The following is a 14898-nucleotide window of genomic DNA, read 5'->3' as shown; positions in this document are numbered from 1 at the left end:
TGTAGGAGCGGCCTTGTGCCGCGAAGCGGTTCCAACGTTTTACTGCGCGATGGTCTTCACCGAAACCCCACGTTCCACCGGCGTCGAAGTCCGCCCATACACATCCTCGAAGCGCTCGATATCATCCTCGCCCAGGTAGCTCCCGGACTGCACCTCGATGATCTCCAGCGGGATCTTGCCCGGGTTGCGCAGGCGGTGCACCGAGGCGATGGGGATATAGGTGGACTGGTTCTCGGTGAGCAGGAACACGTTCTCGTCGCAGGTCACCTCGGCGGTGCCGGACACCACGATCCAGTGCTCGGCGCGGTGGTGGTGCATCTGCAGCGACAGGCTGGCGCCGGGCTTGACGGTGATGTGCTTGACCTGGAAGCGCCCGCCCATGTCCACCGAATCGTACGAGCCCCACGGGCGGTACACCTCCAGGTGGTTCTGGGTTTCCGTGCGGCCCTGGGCGTCGAGGGTGTTGACCAGCTGCTTGACCCCCTGAACCTTGTCCTTGTGGGCGATCATCATGGCGTCCTTGGTCTCGACCACCACGATGTTCTCAAGGCCAATCACCGACACCAGCTTGCCGTTGCCGTGGATCATGCAGTTGCGGCTGTCCTGCACCACCACGTCGCCCTTGGTGACGTTGCCGTCGGCGTCCTTCTCGTGCACGTCCCACAGCGACGACCAGCAGCCGACGTCGCTCCAGCCGGCCGACAGCGGTACCACGCAGGCGCGCTGGGTCTTTTCCATCACCGCGTAGTCGATGGAGTTGTCCGGGCAGCAGGCGAAGGTGGCTTCGTCGATGCTCAGCGCATCGGCGTCCTCCTGGCTGCGTTCCAGGGCCAGCAGGCAGGTGTCGTAGATGTCCGGGTCGTGCTTTTTCAGCTCTTCGAGGAAGCGGCTGGCGCGGAACAGGAACATGCCGCTGTTCCAGAAGTAGCCGCCGGCGCGGACGAACTCGTTGGCGCGCTTCTCGTCGGGTTTCTCGACGAACTGCGCGACCCGCGCCACGCCTTCGGGCAGCAGCGCGTCCTGGCTCGAGCGGATGTAGCCGTAGCCGGTCTCGGGCTTGGTCGCCGGCACGCCGAACAGCACCATCTCGCCGCGCTCGGCGGCCACGGTGGCCAGGGCCAGGGCGCGCTGCAGGGCCTTCTGGTCCTCGATCACGTGGTCGGCCGGCAGTACCAGCATCAGCTCGTCACGGCCTTCGTTGACCAGCTTCATCGCGGTCATGGCCACCGCCGGCGCGGTGTTGCGGCCGAACGGCTCCATGAGGATGGCCTGGGTTTCCAGCTTCAGCGCGTTCAGCTGCTCCTGGACGATGAACTTGTGATCCTTGTTGCAGACCACGATGGGGGTGTCCATGCCATCGAACACCAGGCGCTGGATGGTCTGCTGGAACAAGGTGTGCTCGCCGGTCAGGGCCAGGAACTGCTTGGGGAACTGCTTGCGCGACAGAGGCCACAGACGCGAACCGCTACCGCCAGAAAGAATTACCGGGATCATGATGTTTCTCCAATAAGGTCGTAAGGGGCAGGAATCAGTTGGTGGCTACGGGACGGGTGACCCACACCGGCGACAGGCTGCTGCCGCTGCCGGTGACGTACAGCACGGCGGCTTCGCCGCGCGCCAGGGCGACGGGTTTGACGTCGCCGACTTTCTTGTCGCCTTGATACAGGGCCAGGTTGACCTTGACCGGATTGATCTCGCGCTCGCCACGGCCCTTGGCGGCCACGGGGCTGACCACTTCGGTCTTGCCATCGGCGGTCTTCAGGGTCAGCGACTGGTCGCTGAGGTTCTGTACCCGCACCAGGGCCTTCTGCTTGTTCTTGAACGGCGGTTCCTCGATCAGCTGAGGGTTGCCGCTGGCGCTGTTGACCAGGGTGTAGTACTTGTCGGCGGCGAGTTTCACCGGGACGCTCTTGCCGCCTACCTGGGCGGTGTAGTCACCGCCGGGCAGGAAGCTGAAGTCGCTGCTGGCCTGGGCGCCGACCTGCTTGATCTGGGTGTTGCCGACCGACGCGGCGGCGGGGCTGCCGGCGGCGTTGTACAGGCGCACGAAGGTCGAGCCCTTCGGCGCGCTTGGGCCATAGAGGGCGGCATCGGCGCCGGCGAAGGCCTGCAGCGAGGCCAGGGACAGGCCGGCGGCGAGGGTGAGGGCTTTGGCAATGGAAGTCTTGGTGGTCATGTGCGTATTCCTCTCTATCTTCAGTGGTCCGTCCGATTGGACGACAGGGCCAGGTTTTCTTCGGATTGACGGGAGTTCTTCAGCTGCGCGATCCACTGCGGATCGAAAGCGCTGAGGTCGTTCTTCATTGGCAGATACCGTTCGGGGAATTCCCACACCACGACCTGTGGCGGGGCGTTCTTGAAAGCGTCGCTTTGCAGGTACTTGAGCATCGGCAGCAGCGGGCCATGGCCGTCCTCGGCGTAATTGGCGACGTCGCTGCGCAACGCCTGCTGCAGGGCGCCGAGGAAGTTCCAGTGCGGGTTGGCGCTGTAGCTGGTGCCCACCAGCGCCACCGGGATCCGGTTGTCGGCGAACAGCGCGTCATCGCCTTCGGCCTGCACCGGGTGAGTCTTGCGCTGCTGCAGGTTGTCCGGGGACGGCAACAGGTTGCTGAACAGCGGGTCCAGCGGCAGGAAGTTGGTCAGGTCGCCCTTGTACGGCGCGGTGGCGCCGGCCTCGGTGATGAACGCCTGGGGTTCGCTGTCGAGCAGGTTCTGGCGGCTGACTGCCTCGGCGATGGACTGCGCGACCACCTCGGCGCCCATCGGCGTCCAGTGAGTGTCGGTACGCAGGAACACCTGGCCGCGGGCCTTGGCCTGCTCCAGCGGCGCCAGCAGGTCGGGGGCGAACACATTGGCCTGGCGCGCCTGGGCGTGGAAGCGGTTGAACAGCTCGTCGTGCAGGCTGGCCGGCGTCTCCTTGCCGATGTACTCGGCGTACAGGCGCGCCTTGGCCGGCACGATCGCCAGCACCAGCTGGCTGCCGTGGCGTTGCAGGGCGTCGCGGATGCCGCGCACCAACGCCAGGTTGTCCTGCATCAGCTGCTCGGCGCCGGCGGTGGGCTTGAACTCCTCGTCGCTGAACAGCCACTGGTCGCGGCCCAGCACCACGCCGGGACGGCCTTCGTTGAACAGCTTGAAGTCCAGCGCGGCCCACAGGTTGGTGCCCAGACGCTTGATCGGGAACTGCTCGTCGTAGTGGGTCTCGGCGGCCTTGGCCAGCTTGCCGTCGAGCAAGGTCATCTGCCCTGTGCGGTTGAAGCTTTCCAGCCCGCCGAGCGAGGCCACGCCCAGGCCGACCAGCAGGCCCATGAACGACAGCGAATAGGTGATGCGAAGTGTCCGGTTCATGATCGGGGCCTCAGAACTGGAAGTAGAGGAACGGTGAGTAGCTCTGCGCCGAGAGCTTGAGCACCGAGGCGGTGAACAGCAGCAGGACCAGGGCGCGGGTCATGATCCGCGTCCAGTCCAGGCCTACCGAGCCGTCGGCGTTGACCTGCACCGGGGTGGCCTTGGGTGCTGGCGTTGCGTTGCGGTAGAAGTCGCGCAGGCCGAAGAACGCCAGGGTCAGGTAGGCGACGATCAGCGTGGCCACCTGCAGGCCGGTGAGGTTGGCGCGGTTGAGCTCCGACAGCTGCCAGTCGCCGAAGCTGAACATGGCGCCGTACATGCGTGCCGCCACGTGCAGGTTCTCGGCGCGGAAGATCACCCAGCCGACCACCACCAGCAGGAACGTGAAGGCCCATTTCACCGGGTTGAAACGCTGCGGGTTGGTGTCCAGGCCCAACGCCCGCTCGATCGCCAGCCACATGCCGTGCCAGGCGCCCCAGATGATGTAGGTGAAGTTGGCGCCGTGCCACAGCCCGCCCAGCAGCATGGTCAGGAACAGGTTGCGGTAGGTGTTGAAGGTGCCTTTGCGGTTGCCGCCCAGGGTGATGTACAGGTAGTCGCGCAGCCAGGTCGACAGGCTGATGTGCCAGCGCCGCCAGAACTCGGTGATCGACTGGCTGATGTAGGGCTGCTTGAAGTTCTCCATGAAGCGAAAGCCCATCATCAGGCCCAGGCCGATGGCCATGTCGCTGTAGCCGGAGAAGTCGAAGTACAGCTGCGCGGTGTAGGCCAGGGCGCCGAGCCAGGCGTCACCGGTGGTGGGGTTCTCCAGGGCGAAGCAGTGATCGGCGACCACCGCCAGGGTGTCGGCGATGAACACTTTCTTGATGAAGCCCTGCATGAAGCGGGTGCAGCCTTCGGAGAACTTGTCCAGGGTGTGGGTGCGGTTGTTGAACTGGTCGACCAGGTCCTTGAAGCGCAGCACGGGGCCGGCGATCAGGTGCGGGAAGATCGCCACGAAGGCGGCGAAGTCGATCAGGTTGCGGGTGGCCGGGGTGTCGCCGCGGTACACGTCGATGATGTAGCTGATCGACTCGAAGATGTAGAACGAGATGCCGATCGGCAGCAGCACGTGGGTGAGGATGAACGGCTCCAGCCCCATCGAGGTCATGATCGCGTTGAGGCTGTCGACGCCGAAGTTGGCGTACTTGAAGTAGCCGAGGATGCACAGGTCGACACCCACGCCGAGCAGCAGCCAGCGCTGCGCGGGCTTGGTGCGCACGCCGGCGGCGCCGACCTTCAGGCCGATCCAGTAGTTCCACAGGGTGACCCCGGCGAACAGGGCGAGGAAGTCCACCCGCCACCAGGCGTAGAAGATGTAGCTGGCAACCAGCAGCAGCAGGTTGCGATAGCGGTTCCCGCTCACGTAGTACAAGCCGAGGAAAACCGGCAGGAACAGGAACAGGAACACGTTGGACGAGAAGACCATCCCGGTTCTCCTTGTTGTTCACAGCATCCGGGGCACAGCGCCCCCCAAACCCCCCGCGAAAATGCAGGGGAAACCTTTGTTGCCTAAACCATTGCTGGCGAGGGCTTCGCCCTCGTTTCGCGACACAAGGCCGCTCCTACAGGATCAGCGCCGTCCCTGTAGGAGCGGCCTTGTGTCGCGATGGGCCGCGAAGCGGCCCCAATACAGGCGACACCTATTTCTTGCTCTCTGCGCCCGGGTCATAGACCCGCGTCACATCCCCACCCAGCCTGAAGCTGTTGAACGGCTGCATGTCATGCTTGCGCTCGAGGGTGTCGCCGACGCACTGGTACAGTGCGCACCACGGCTCGAGCCAGGCGTACTTGCTGTCGATCTTCAAATCCTTCAGGTCCTGCTTCACGCCGGCGCGGGTGTTGAAATGAACAGGATCGCGGGCACCGGCCAGCACGCCTTCGCCGAGGCGTTGCAGGGCGAAGTTGTTTTCCTTGCGCAGGTCCACGCCGTTGGCCTGGGCGAAGCTGGCGATCATCGCCAGCGGCGGCAGGGCGTAGTTGTGGTAGGCCAGGGCACGCTGGCGGCGCTTGAGCTCGTTGGGCAAAAAGCCCTGCTCATCGACCTGGTTGGCGCCGACCTTGTATTCCTTCACCGCCCAGTCGAAGAGGTCCTGGCGGTCGGTGGCCACCGCGGTGGCCATCACCGACCAGGCCGCCCAGTAGCTGTGGTTGTTGATCTTCTCCAGCGGCAGGTCGCTCCAGTCACGCACGGTCTGCCGGGCCAGGCGCACGAACCATTTCTCGATCTGCTCGGCCTCGGCCCGGTGCGCCGCCAGTGGCTGCGAGTTGGAGAACTTCAGGCGCAGCCACGACCCGCTCATGCTGCCCAGCGCCCATTTGCGCATGGACTTGCCGGTGTGGTTGTAATCGGTGGACATCAGCGCATCGGCGCGCGCCCAGGTGTCGAGCCAGGTCAGTGCGCAGTCCAGTTGCGCCGGGCGGCCATCGCGCATGTACTGGCCGACCATCTTGCTCACGCCCTTCTCGAGGGTGGTGATGTCCTCGGTGGATTTGCGAAAGGCTTTTTCCGAGGCGGCATTGAGCGTCGCCCGGGCCTTGTCCGAGCCTTCGTACTTGCTGCGGAACACCAGCGCGCCGGTATAGGGCTTGGGTGCGGCCTCACAGCGGAAATTGCCGTCGCCGGTCTTGAGTTTCTCGATGCCCTCGTAGTAACCCTGGGGCGGTACCAGCGCGGCCTGCGCCGCACCGCCGAACAGGGCGAGGGCGAGCAAAGCGGGTGCGGTCTTGCGGTGGATGGAAGTCATGCTTGCCTCACTGGCCGGCCTGCGCGGTGTGCTGCGCGGGGCTGGCGAAGTTGTTGCGTTTGCAGAGTTTGGCTTCGACTTTCTGCGTGCCGCTTTCCGGCCCCTGGACCTCCAGGGCGAGCAGGTTCTGGCCTGCCCAGTCTTCGTCCTCGCGCATCTGGAAGACGAAGCGTCCATCGGTGTCGGAGGTCTCGGGCTTCTCGATCTTGATGTCCTCGTGGCGGCCGTTGAGGTACCACAGAGTGGCCTGCAGCACTTTCACCGAGGTGTCCTCGAACTTGATGTCGAGCTGGTGGTTGCGGTTGACCAGGTCCTTGATCACGCCATTCTTGCCGTTGACCATCAGCTCGTTCTTGCCGGGCTTGAGGGTGGCGCTGGCGCTCATCTGCGCGGGACGGTCGTCGCAGCCGTCGTCGAGCAGGCCGAGGATCTGCCGCCAGATGGTTTCCTGGTCCAGGCGGTAGAGCGGGGAGAACTCCCAGACCAGGATCTTCGGCGGGTTGTTCTGGAACTCCTCGCTGCCCAGGTACTGGATCATCGAACCTTCCAGACCGCCCCCGGGGAAGGCGACGTTGAGCACATCGGCGCCAATGTACTGCTCGAGGAAGCCCGAGAAGTTGTAGTTCTTGCCGCTGTGGCTGGTGCCCACCAAGGTGATCTGCGCGTTGCCCGAATCACCGAACAGGTCGTCGCCGCCGCTGGCGCCGCCCTTGGGCTCGGTGGCGAACTGGTCCATGTACTGCACCGCGTAGCTGGTGCCGCACAGCTGGCCGGCGACGTTGTGCAGGGTGCCGGTCTTGCCCATGCGTCCGGACTTCCTGGTCTCGAATTCCTTGCGCGGGATGCCTTCGAAGGCCGGCATCTGGTGCACGGTGTCGGCGACGATTTTCGCCGCGCGCTCGGCGCCGTAGGGCGTCCAGTGCTGGTCGCCGCGGAAGTAGAAGTCCTTGCCCTGGTCGGCCGCGGCCAATTGCTCGTTGGTCAGCGGCGACAGGTCGGGCACGTTGTAGCCCATCTTGGCGAAGCGCTGGAGCATGGCCTGGTAGTTGCGCAGTGCCTTCTGGTAATCGAAGGCGGCCTTTTCCTCGGGGTTGAGCATGTTGCGGTTCACCAGGCCGCGAGTCGGCTGGTACACCACCACCAGCTCGACGCCGCGCTTCTTGAACGCGTCGTGCACCTGCTGCAGGCGCTTGTAGCCGCCCGGGGTGGTGTCGAATTCGGTGCGCAGGTCTTCGCGGGTACGGAACAGCCAGTCGCCCTGGGCCTGCACCAGAGTGGTGAAGTTCTGCTGGTAGCGCGTGGTGTAGCGGCTGGCGTCGTGGGCTTCGGGGCACAGCTGGCAGCAGGGCTCGGCGCTGAAGGTCGGCGCCTTGACCTCGTCGGCGCGCACGCCCTGGCTGATGGCCAGGAGGGCGGCGGACAGGCCCAGCAGTTTCATCAGGTGTGGAGTCATGGTCTGGGCTTCCTTAGTCGATCATTTCGGTCTGGCGTTCGACCGGGTCGATCAGCACGGCCTTCTGCTGGCGCACCAGCAGGTCGAGGATTTCGTCCTGGCGCTCGCCGAGCACGCCGTTGAAGCTGATGCCGTTGGCCTTGCGCGGCATCAGCATCGACACCTTGTACAGCTCCACCGACAGGGGCGAATCGATCGACAGCGGGCCGGAGCCGTTGGCCGCCAGCTCGCCGCCGACCACGATCAGCGACACCTTGGTGTCGAACGGGTCGAGGGCGATGTCGCGGTCGGTGTCGGAGAGGTCCTTGATGTGTCCGTACACGCCCACCAGACCGTTGGCCATGGCGACGTTCTCGTACAGGCGGATGTTCACGCTGTTGCGCACGCGGATGCCGTGGCGGCGGTTGTTGATCAGCTTGTTGCCCCAGATCAGGTTGTCGCCGCTCTCGTACAGGGTGATGCCGTCGGTATGGTTGCGGTAGATCTCGTTGTAGGCGATCAGGTTGTTGACGCTGTTGCGGTCGATCACCACGCCCGAGAGCTTGTTGTCGTAGCTCTTGTTGTTGATGATCCAGCTGTCGTTGACCTCGCGCGAAACGATGATCCCGTGCTTCTTCTTGGTGCCGTACACGGTGTTGCCGGCGATGATCAGGCGGTGCGAACGGTCGTGGGGGTCGATGCCGTAGACGATGTTGTCGCGGTAGGTCGAGTCCTTGATCACGAAGTCCTGGGTCTCGTAGCAGTAGAAGCCGTACCACATGTCGCTGAACTCGGAGCCGATGATCCAGCCGGTGGGTTCCGGGCGGCCCATCTGCTTGGCCATGTTCGGCGTGTACTGCGAGATGCTCACGCCGTACGACTTGGACTTGGCGTAGCCGAAGCTGGCCATCTTGCTGTTGACGATATAGGTCTCGGTGCCGCCCCAGCTGAGCAGGAACGGGCGGAATTCATCGGGCTTGCGGAAGGTTGCCGGGCCGTTGGCCTGCTCGCGCCAGCCGGTCACCCGGGTATCGCTGACGAACAGCTTGCCGTCGTTGACGATGAACGAGCCGGCCTCTTCGGACAGGCGCAGCTCCTTGACCTTGCCGTCGATCTCCAGCACGCCCTTGCGCCCGACCACGATCGGCAGGCGGGCGAGGTAGACCCCCGGCGCGGTCTCGCGCAGGTACTGGTCGGGCACCTTTTTGCTCAGTTCCACCAGGTCGACATGCCCGTCATCGACGAAGATCGCCTGGGGAATGCCGTGCTGGCGCCGCACCCACTCGGCGCCCTTATTGTCGCCGCCGATGAACTCCTTGAGGGTGTCCTCCTGGAGCATGCGGCGCACGCTGACCTTGCCCTTGTGGCGGCGGTCGATCTTCTTCTGCACGGCTTCGGCGGTGTAGCCGGAGAGGTCGGGCAGCTTGGGCGGGTCCATCAGCAGTGGCTCGATCGGCGCACTGGCAACGGTGTAGGTCTTGGCCTGTTGCAGCCCCTTGGCCATTTCCGGCTCGGCGGCCTGGGCCAGGCCTGCGGCCAGCAGCAGGGCGCTGGCCAGCAGGCTGTGGCGAAGGTTCGGGTGCAGGTTCATGTCAAATCCTCTCCCGGCCTCAGTAGCGCCAGATCACGTCGACGAAGGCGCGGTGCATGTACGAGTCGGCCTCTTTGCCATAGGCGTCGCCCGGCTTGAACACGCCGGCGCGCAGGCGCACCAGGGCCGACGGCTCGTCGATCGACTGGCTGATCGAGGCCGGCAGCAGGCCTTGCTTGAAGTACTTGGTGACGACCACGTCCATCTCCTGGCCGAGGTCTTTCTCACCCTGCACCAGCGGACGGTTGATGCCGCCGTCGTCGACCACCGCGTTGATGCCACTGGAGCCGATGTTCTGCTTGCCGTCGACGCGCCAGAACTTGTGGTAGATGAAGCTGGCGTCGTAGTCGTCGCGCAGCTGCCAGGAGGCGAACAGGGTGGCGGCCTGCAGGTTGCCCAGCTCGCCGCGGAACGCTTCGCCGAAGCGGTGCACCCGCGAGCGGGTGCCGGTGAAGTTGGAGCGGTTGCTCTCAAGGCCGGTCTGCTCGAAGTTGTTCGAACCGTCGCTGCCGCCACCGCCGCTGCCCCGGGCATAGGCCGCGCCGACCTGCCATTGCGGGTCCAGGCGCAGGCGGATGCCGAGGTCGGTGGCCCAGGCGTTGACGTCGCCGCTCTGCTTGCCGGTGGCGACCTGGTCGTTGCCCACCGCCTGGCTGCTGAGGGTGTCGCGATCGCCGGTCAGCCAGGTGACGCTGCCCCAGTAGTTGACGGTGTGGTCGTTGCGCCAGTTGTAGGCATCGCTGTTGGCCTCCAGGCCCAGCCAGGTGAGATCGCCCGTGCGAGTCTTGTCGAGGGCGTCGACGGTTTCGCCTGGGCTTTTCAGGCTGCCGCCGTCATGAGTGTGGTGGGCGCGCAGGCCGACCCAGTGGCCGGGTGTCCACTGCGTGGCGACGTTGCCATAGACGTGGGTGCGGTCCTTGTCCTCCGGGGCCAGCTCGGTGAGGTCGGTGCGGTATTCGCTGAAGCGCTGGGCCACGCCCAGGTCGGCCTTGAGCAGGGTGGTGTCGAAGGTCCAGTTCAGCGCCTCGATGTTGGTGTCGCGCCACATGCCGTCGTCGCTGCGCAGGCGCTGGCGGCCGAAGCGCAGCTGCTCGCCGGGGTAGGGGGTCAGGCCGCTGTAGCCGATCCAGAACTCGCGCATGGCCAGGTAGCTCTTGTCCGGCTTGCGGCTGTCGTCGCCGTTGTCGCTGGTGGTGCCGTCGTCGTTCTGGCGCAGAGTGTCGGTCTCGATGATGTCGGTGGCGGCCACCGCCTGGCCCATGGCGAAGGCGCTCCAGTGGCCGCGCTCACCGTACACCCAGGGTCGCAGGTCCAGGCCCAGGCCGTTGACGTCGCCGCCGGAGCGGGTGCCCAGGTCGCGGTCGTCCTCGGACTGGCCGGTGATCTTCACGTCGAGGCCGAAGTTCTTCTGCGCGGTTTCCGCCGCCAGGGTCGGCATCGACCACAGCAGGGCGAAGCCCAGGCCGATGCCGGCTTTCACGAAGGGGTTGAGCGTCATAGCGAATCCTCGGCGTCTACGTCGTCTTTCTCGTCCTGCAGCGCTTCGATGGCCAGGGTGCTGTTGGCGCCCTGGGTCATGCTGCCGCGCGCCTGCTTCTCCTGTGCCAGCAGGTTCTGCGCCTGGTTGCGCTGGTCGGGCGTGAGCTGCTGGTCGAGCTGTTGCAGCAGTTCGGTCGACTGCGGGGTCGGATTGACCTGGGACAGCTGGGCGAACACCCAGGCATTGGTCGGTGCCGGGCGGATGCCGTGGCCTTCGCTGAACAGCTGGGCCAGGGCGTAGTCGGCGCTGTTCTGGCCGCCGCGGGCGGCGGCGAGCAGGTGGTCCACGGCTTTCTGCGGCTCGACCTGGCCCAGGTAGCCACGGCGGTAGAGCTGGCCGAGGTAGTAGTCGGCGCTGACCTCGCCGGCGTCGGCGGCGGCCTGCAGGTGCTCCTGGGCCTTCTGCGCGTCGGCGGGCACGGTCTTGCCTTCGTAGTAGAGGCGGCCCAGCAGCAGTTCGGCGCGGGGTTGCTCGGCCTCGCGGCCCTTGTCGATGTAGGCCATCAACTGGTCGGTGTCGCCCAGCTCGGGGAAGTCGTAGAGCAGTTGCGCCAGGCTCACCCACGAGGCCGGGTTGGCCGGGGCGATGTGCTCGAGCAGGTCCTTGGCGGTCTTCTCGTCGGTCTGGCCGAGGCTGCGGTCGGCCAGCACCCGGGCGACGCTGTCGACCCGGGTGGCCGGCACGGCGCCACGGGCATGGGCGGCTTTCAGTTGTTCGAGCAGGGCGGCCTGCTGGTCGGGCTGGGCGCGTTTCTGGTAGACGGTGGCCAGCTCGACGTAGCAGATGTCGGTGCTGGTCAGTGCCGCCTTGCAGATCTTCTCCACATCGCCCAGGTGCTGGTCGTAGGTGCCCTGGGTGCGGTACAGCAGGACCTGGGCAAGGCCCGCCTCGGGGTTGCCGGCGGCGCGCCACTGGTCGATCTGCTGCTGGGCGTTGACCTTGGGGAAGCTCTGCGGGTACTGCAGGTAGAGCATCGCCAGCGGGATCAGGGTGTTGCTTTCGCCCTGTTGTGCGGCGTGCTTGAGCAGGGTTTCGGCCTCCTCGCGTTCGGCCTGGGTGCTGTCGGGCTTGGCCACCAGCAGGCGGCCGAGACGCGCCTGGGCACGGGGCGAGGTGGCGGCGGCGGCGCGGTAGGTGGCTTCGGCCTCCTTGAGTTTCGCCGGGTCGCGGGTGGCGACCTGGATATCGGCCAGGCCTACCTGGGCATCGCTGTAGCCGAGGTCGGCCAGGGCCTTGTAGTTGCGCTCGGCGGTGGCGGTGTCGCCGCGCTTGAGCGCTTCATTGGCCAGGCGCTGGTCGGGCAGGCCGGCGCAGCCGGCCAGGGTGATGGCGGCGGCCAGGGCGCACCATGCCAATGGGCGGGCGCTGCGCACCCGATCGCGGGGCAAGCCCGCTCCTACAGGGTGCGGCGCGGTCCCTGTAGGAGCGGCCTTGTGCCGCGATCCAGGCGACGCCACTCCAGCAGGAGAAAAACCATTCAAAGGTTTCATCGTCCGATCCTCTTACAACCCACGAGCCACGGCCTTGTCGATCAGCCAGTTCAGCGACGGACCACGATCACTGTTGACCGCGGCCGGGCGCCCGGCGAGCTCGGCCGGCAGGCCGCCGTCGGGCTTGATCTGCACGCGGATGTCGGAGGCCAGGTTGTCGGTGTCCAGGCTCGAGCTGCCGGTGATCCGCCCGGTGCGCACTTCGTCCTCGCCGGCGATCTGGAAGTTGACCCGGGTACCCGGCTTCACTTCGTCGAACTGGCGATAGCTGAAGCGCGCCTCGATGGTCGGGACGCTGGTGCGCGGGATCAGCGCGAACACCGGCTGGCCCTTGCTGGCGTACTGGCCGTCATCCACCAGCTGACGCGAGACCACGCAGTCGCACGGGCTGGTGAGGGTGCCGGAGAGCTGCTTGCCGAACAGCTCCTCGACCTTGGCCGGCTCCAGCTGCGAGTCGTCCAGGTGGCCCTTGAGCAGGTCGAGCATGCTGGTGTTGAAGGTCGCCAGCGGTGCGCCCTTGGCCACGCTCGCGCCGCTTTCCACCAGGCTCTGCAGACTGCCGTCGCGGGGCATGGTGACGTTGGTGGTGGGCACCGCGACCACGCCGGCCTCGGCATGGCTGACGAAGTACAGGCCGTACAGCGACTTGGCGACGAAGCCGAAGGCCACCAGGCCGACCACGAACACCCCGGCGGTCACGGTGACCGCGCGCAGGCGGCCAAAGGCGGAAAGGCCCGAGCCTCCGTCCTTGTGCTTGCGCGCCTTGGTGAAGTTGTCGCGCTGCAGGGTACTGAGCACGTCGCCGACGCTGATCAGCTCGCCGGACAGGTGGCTGGTGATGATGTGGCGCAGGGTGGCGATGTCGCGCGGCTCGAGGTTCTGGAACTCGGCGCCGGTGCGGGCGGTCTCGCGGCTGCTGGTGCGCACCAGCAGTTCGACGTCCATCGACAGGCCGAGGTTGTCGACCACGAACTGCAGGCGACCGCGCAGCACTTCGCCTTCAGGCAGAGGCTTCTTGGCGTGGAAGGACAGGCCCCCGGCGGACAGGTCGTCAACCTTCACCTCGTGCGCTTCGCGGTTGCCGTCCAGGTAGCGCAGCTTGGCGGGGATGCGCACCCGGGCGTGCTGGCGCTGCGCTTCGGATTCATGCACGACATTGACGTTCACGGCGGTATTCATGGCGATATTCGTTCCTGTTGTCCGATCCGGGGGCTCACACGACCATGAACAGCACGGCGACGAAGATGCTCGCGGCCGAGAAGGTCATGGTCCGCGAGGACCAGGTGTTGAACCATTGTTGAAAACTTGCGAGGTCGCGTTTGAGGGCAGTGGGCTGGCGGGTCCAGGACTGCCTGTCGAGGCGGAAGAACACGTAGATCTTCATCACCGCGCCGACGATCTGGTTGTAATAGAGGATCAGCGGGTAGGCCGGGCCGACGTTGTGACCCGAGCACAGCAGCATGATGGTGAGGATCAGGCGGGTGATGCCGATCCACAGCAGGTACACCAGCAGGAACTGCAGGCCGAACTTGAAGCTGGCGATCACCGCCACGGTCAGGCCCAGCAGGCTGGTCCACATCGACACGCGCTGGTCGAGCAGCACGATGCTGGTGAACAGCCCCAGGCGCTTGAGACCCAGGCCCAGGGCGCGGGAGTTCTGCCGCAGGTTGTTGCCGTACCAGCGGTACATCAGCTTGCGGCTGGCCTTGACGAAGCTCTTCTCTGGCGGGTGCTCGACCGTGTTGATCGCGGCATCGGGCACGTAGAAGGTGTCGTAGCCCAGGCGCATCAGGCTGAACCAGCTGGACTTGTCGTCGCCGGTGAGGAACTTGAAGCGGCCCAGGCGCCAGTGCATCAGCGAGTCGCTTTCGACGTCGGCGATGAACTCGGGGTTGGTCACTACGCTTGCGCGGAACATCGACATGCGCCCGGTCATGGTCAGCACGCGCTTGGACAGGGCCATGGAGCACATGTTGATGTGGCGCTGGGCGAAGCGCAGCTTGTGCCACTCGCTCATGATGTAGCCGCCGCGCACTTCGCAGAACTCGTTGGTGGTCAGGCCACCGACGTTGGGGTACAGGCGGAACCATGGCACGGTCTTGCGCACCACGCCCTCGGCCAGCACGGTGTCGCCGTCGATCACCGCCACCACGGCGTTTTCATCCGGCAGCATCCGCGAGATGGCGCGGAAACCATAGGCCAGGCCGTCACGCTTGCCGGTGCCGGCGATACGCACGATGTCGAGGGTCACGTGGGACGGCGGGTTGTACTTGGCCCACAGGCTTTTCACCAGCAACTCGTCGGACTTCTCCACCAGCGAGCAGACCACGGTGGTGGGGAAGCCGCAGTCGATCGCCTCGCGGATTACCGAGCTGTACACCTGGGCGGTTGTCAGTGCCTCGATGCGAAAGCTGGTGACCATCAGGTACACGTGCGACGGGTCGGCGTCCTTGCCGAGTTTCTGCACCTTGCGGCGCAGGTAGGGGTAGACGATGTACAGGAAGATCATGCCGCGGATGAAATGGGTGGCGCCCATGGAGTAGCGCCAGATGCCGACGGCACCGACCAGGAAGATGAAGTGCTTCGACTGCGAGTCGAAGATATCGCTGGGCAGGGCCAGGGCGATCAGCATGAGCAGGCTCATGTAGAGCAGCCAGCCGGCGCATTGCAGCAGCATGGTCTGGAACCTTTGCATGTTCGGCATCCGTCGA

At 65.6% G+C, this 14898-nt stretch carries 11 protein-coding genes; all 11 read right to left on the bottom strand.

Annotation, left to right across the window (positions count from 1 at the left end):
• Window positions 1-39 precede the first annotated feature (39 nt).
• Window positions 40-1494 (bottom strand): mannose-1-phosphate guanylyltransferase/mannose-6-phosphate isomerase, encoded by a 1455-nt coding sequence (locus LU671_RS11015; RefSeq protein ID WP_203650646.1) that lies wholly within the window; start codon window positions 1492-1494, stop codon window positions 40-42.
• Window positions 1495-1528: 34 nt separating this feature from the next.
• A complete protein-coding gene (locus LU671_RS11010) occupies window positions 1529-2176 on the bottom strand; it encodes an alginate O-acetyltransferase AlgF (RefSeq protein WP_203650648.1) in 648 nt (215 codons plus the stop codon).
• A gap of 20 nt (window positions 2177-2196) precedes the next feature.
• Complete coding sequence (locus LU671_RS11005) at window positions 2197-3348, bottom strand: alginate O-acetyltransferase (RefSeq protein WP_203650650.1); 1152 nt, start codon at window positions 3346-3348, stop codon at window positions 2197-2199.
• A gap of 10 nt (window positions 3349-3358) precedes the next feature.
• Window positions 3359-4816, bottom strand: a complete 1458-nt coding sequence (locus tag LU671_RS11000; protein ID WP_232855685.1) for an MBOAT family O-acyltransferase — start codon at window positions 4814-4816, stop codon at window positions 3359-3361.
• Between the two features lie 214 nt (window positions 4817-5030).
• Complete coding sequence (locus LU671_RS10995) at window positions 5031-6134, bottom strand: mannuronate-specific alginate lyase (protein ID WP_232855684.1); 1104 nt, start codon at window positions 6132-6134, stop codon at window positions 5031-5033.
• Between the two features lie 7 nt (window positions 6135-6141).
• On the bottom strand, window positions 6142-7587 hold the full coding sequence (locus LU671_RS10990; RefSeq protein ID WP_203650669.1) for an alginate O-acetyltransferase: 1446 nt from the start codon (window positions 7585-7587) through the stop codon (window positions 6142-6144).
• A gap of 13 nt (window positions 7588-7600) precedes the next feature.
• Complete coding sequence (gene algG, locus LU671_RS10985; protein ID WP_186712910.1) at window positions 7601-9157, bottom strand: mannuronan 5-epimerase AlgG; 1557 nt, start codon at window positions 9155-9157, stop codon at window positions 7601-7603.
• 19 nt (window positions 9158-9176) lie between these two features.
• Complete coding sequence (locus LU671_RS10980; RefSeq protein ID WP_203650671.1) at window positions 9177-10655, bottom strand: alginate export family protein; 1479 nt, start codon at window positions 10653-10655, stop codon at window positions 9177-9179.
• A complete protein-coding gene (algK, locus tag LU671_RS10975) occupies window positions 10652-12187 on the bottom strand; it encodes an alginate biosynthesis TPR repeat lipoprotein AlgK (protein ID WP_232855683.1) in 1536 nt (511 codons plus the stop codon). Before algK ends, LU671_RS10980 begins: the two co-directional genes overlap by 4 nt.
• A 12-nt stretch (window positions 12188-12199) precedes the next feature.
• Entirely contained in the window at window positions 12200-13366 is a 1167-nt protein-coding gene (locus LU671_RS10970) for an alginate biosynthesis protein Alg44 (protein ID WP_232855682.1), read from the bottom strand.
• 34 nt (window positions 13367-13400) lie between these two features.
• Window positions 13401-14882 carry a glycosyltransferase family 2 protein gene (locus LU671_RS10965; RefSeq protein ID WP_203650674.1) on the bottom strand — a complete coding sequence of 494 codons (1482 nt, stop codon included), beginning with the start codon at window positions 14880-14882 and terminating at the stop codon, window positions 13401-13403.
• Window positions 14883-14898 lie beyond the last annotated feature (16 nt).

The sequence above is a fragment of the Pseudomonas sp. NMI760_13 genome, from assembly GCF_021283245.1.
Classification (GTDB): Bacteria; Pseudomonadota; Gammaproteobacteria; order Pseudomonadales; family Pseudomonadaceae; genus Aquipseudomonas; species Aquipseudomonas peradeniyensis.
This window is presented reverse-complemented; position numbering and strand designations above follow the sequence as displayed.

Bases quoted from the DNA above. Each gene is read 5' to 3' on its own strand.
- LU671_RS11015 (WP_203650646.1), bottom strand. From the start codon at position 1,494: ATGATCCCGGTAATTCTTTCTGGCGGTAGCGGTTCGCGTCTGTGGCCT.
- LU671_RS10970 (WP_232855682.1), bottom strand. From the start codon at position 13,366: ATGAATACCGCCGTGAACGTCAATGTCGTGCATGAATCCGAAGCGCAG.
- LU671_RS11005 (WP_203650650.1), bottom strand. From the start codon at position 3,348: ATGAACCGGACACTTCGCATCACCTATTCGCTGTCGTTCATGGGCCTG.
- LU671_RS11010 (WP_203650648.1), bottom strand. From the start codon at position 2,176: ATGACCACCAAGACTTCCATTGCCAAAGCCCTCACCCTCGCCGCCGGC.
- algK (WP_232855683.1), bottom strand. From the start codon at position 12,187: ATGAAACCTTTGAATGGTTTTTCTCCTGCTGGAGTGGCGTCGCCTGGA.
- LU671_RS11000 (WP_232855685.1), bottom strand. From the start codon at position 4,816: ATGGTCTTCTCGTCCAACGTGTTCCTGTTCCTGTTCCTGCCGGTTTTC.
- LU671_RS10980 (WP_203650671.1), bottom strand. From the start codon at position 10,655: ATGACGCTCAACCCCTTCGTGAAAGCCGGCATCGGCCTGGGCTTCGCC.
- LU671_RS10995 (WP_232855684.1), bottom strand. From the start codon at position 6,134: ATGACTTCCATCCACCGCAAGACCGCACCCGCTTTGCTCGCCCTCGCC.
- algG (WP_186712910.1), bottom strand. From the start codon at position 9,157: ATGAACCTGCACCCGAACCTTCGCCACAGCCTGCTGGCCAGCGCCCTG.
- LU671_RS10990 (WP_203650669.1), bottom strand. From the start codon at position 7,587: ATGACTCCACACCTGATGAAACTGCTGGGCCTGTCCGCCGCCCTCCTG.
- LU671_RS10965 (WP_203650674.1), bottom strand. From the start codon at position 14,882: ATGCAAAGGTTCCAGACCATGCTGCTGCAATGCGCCGGCTGGCTGCTC.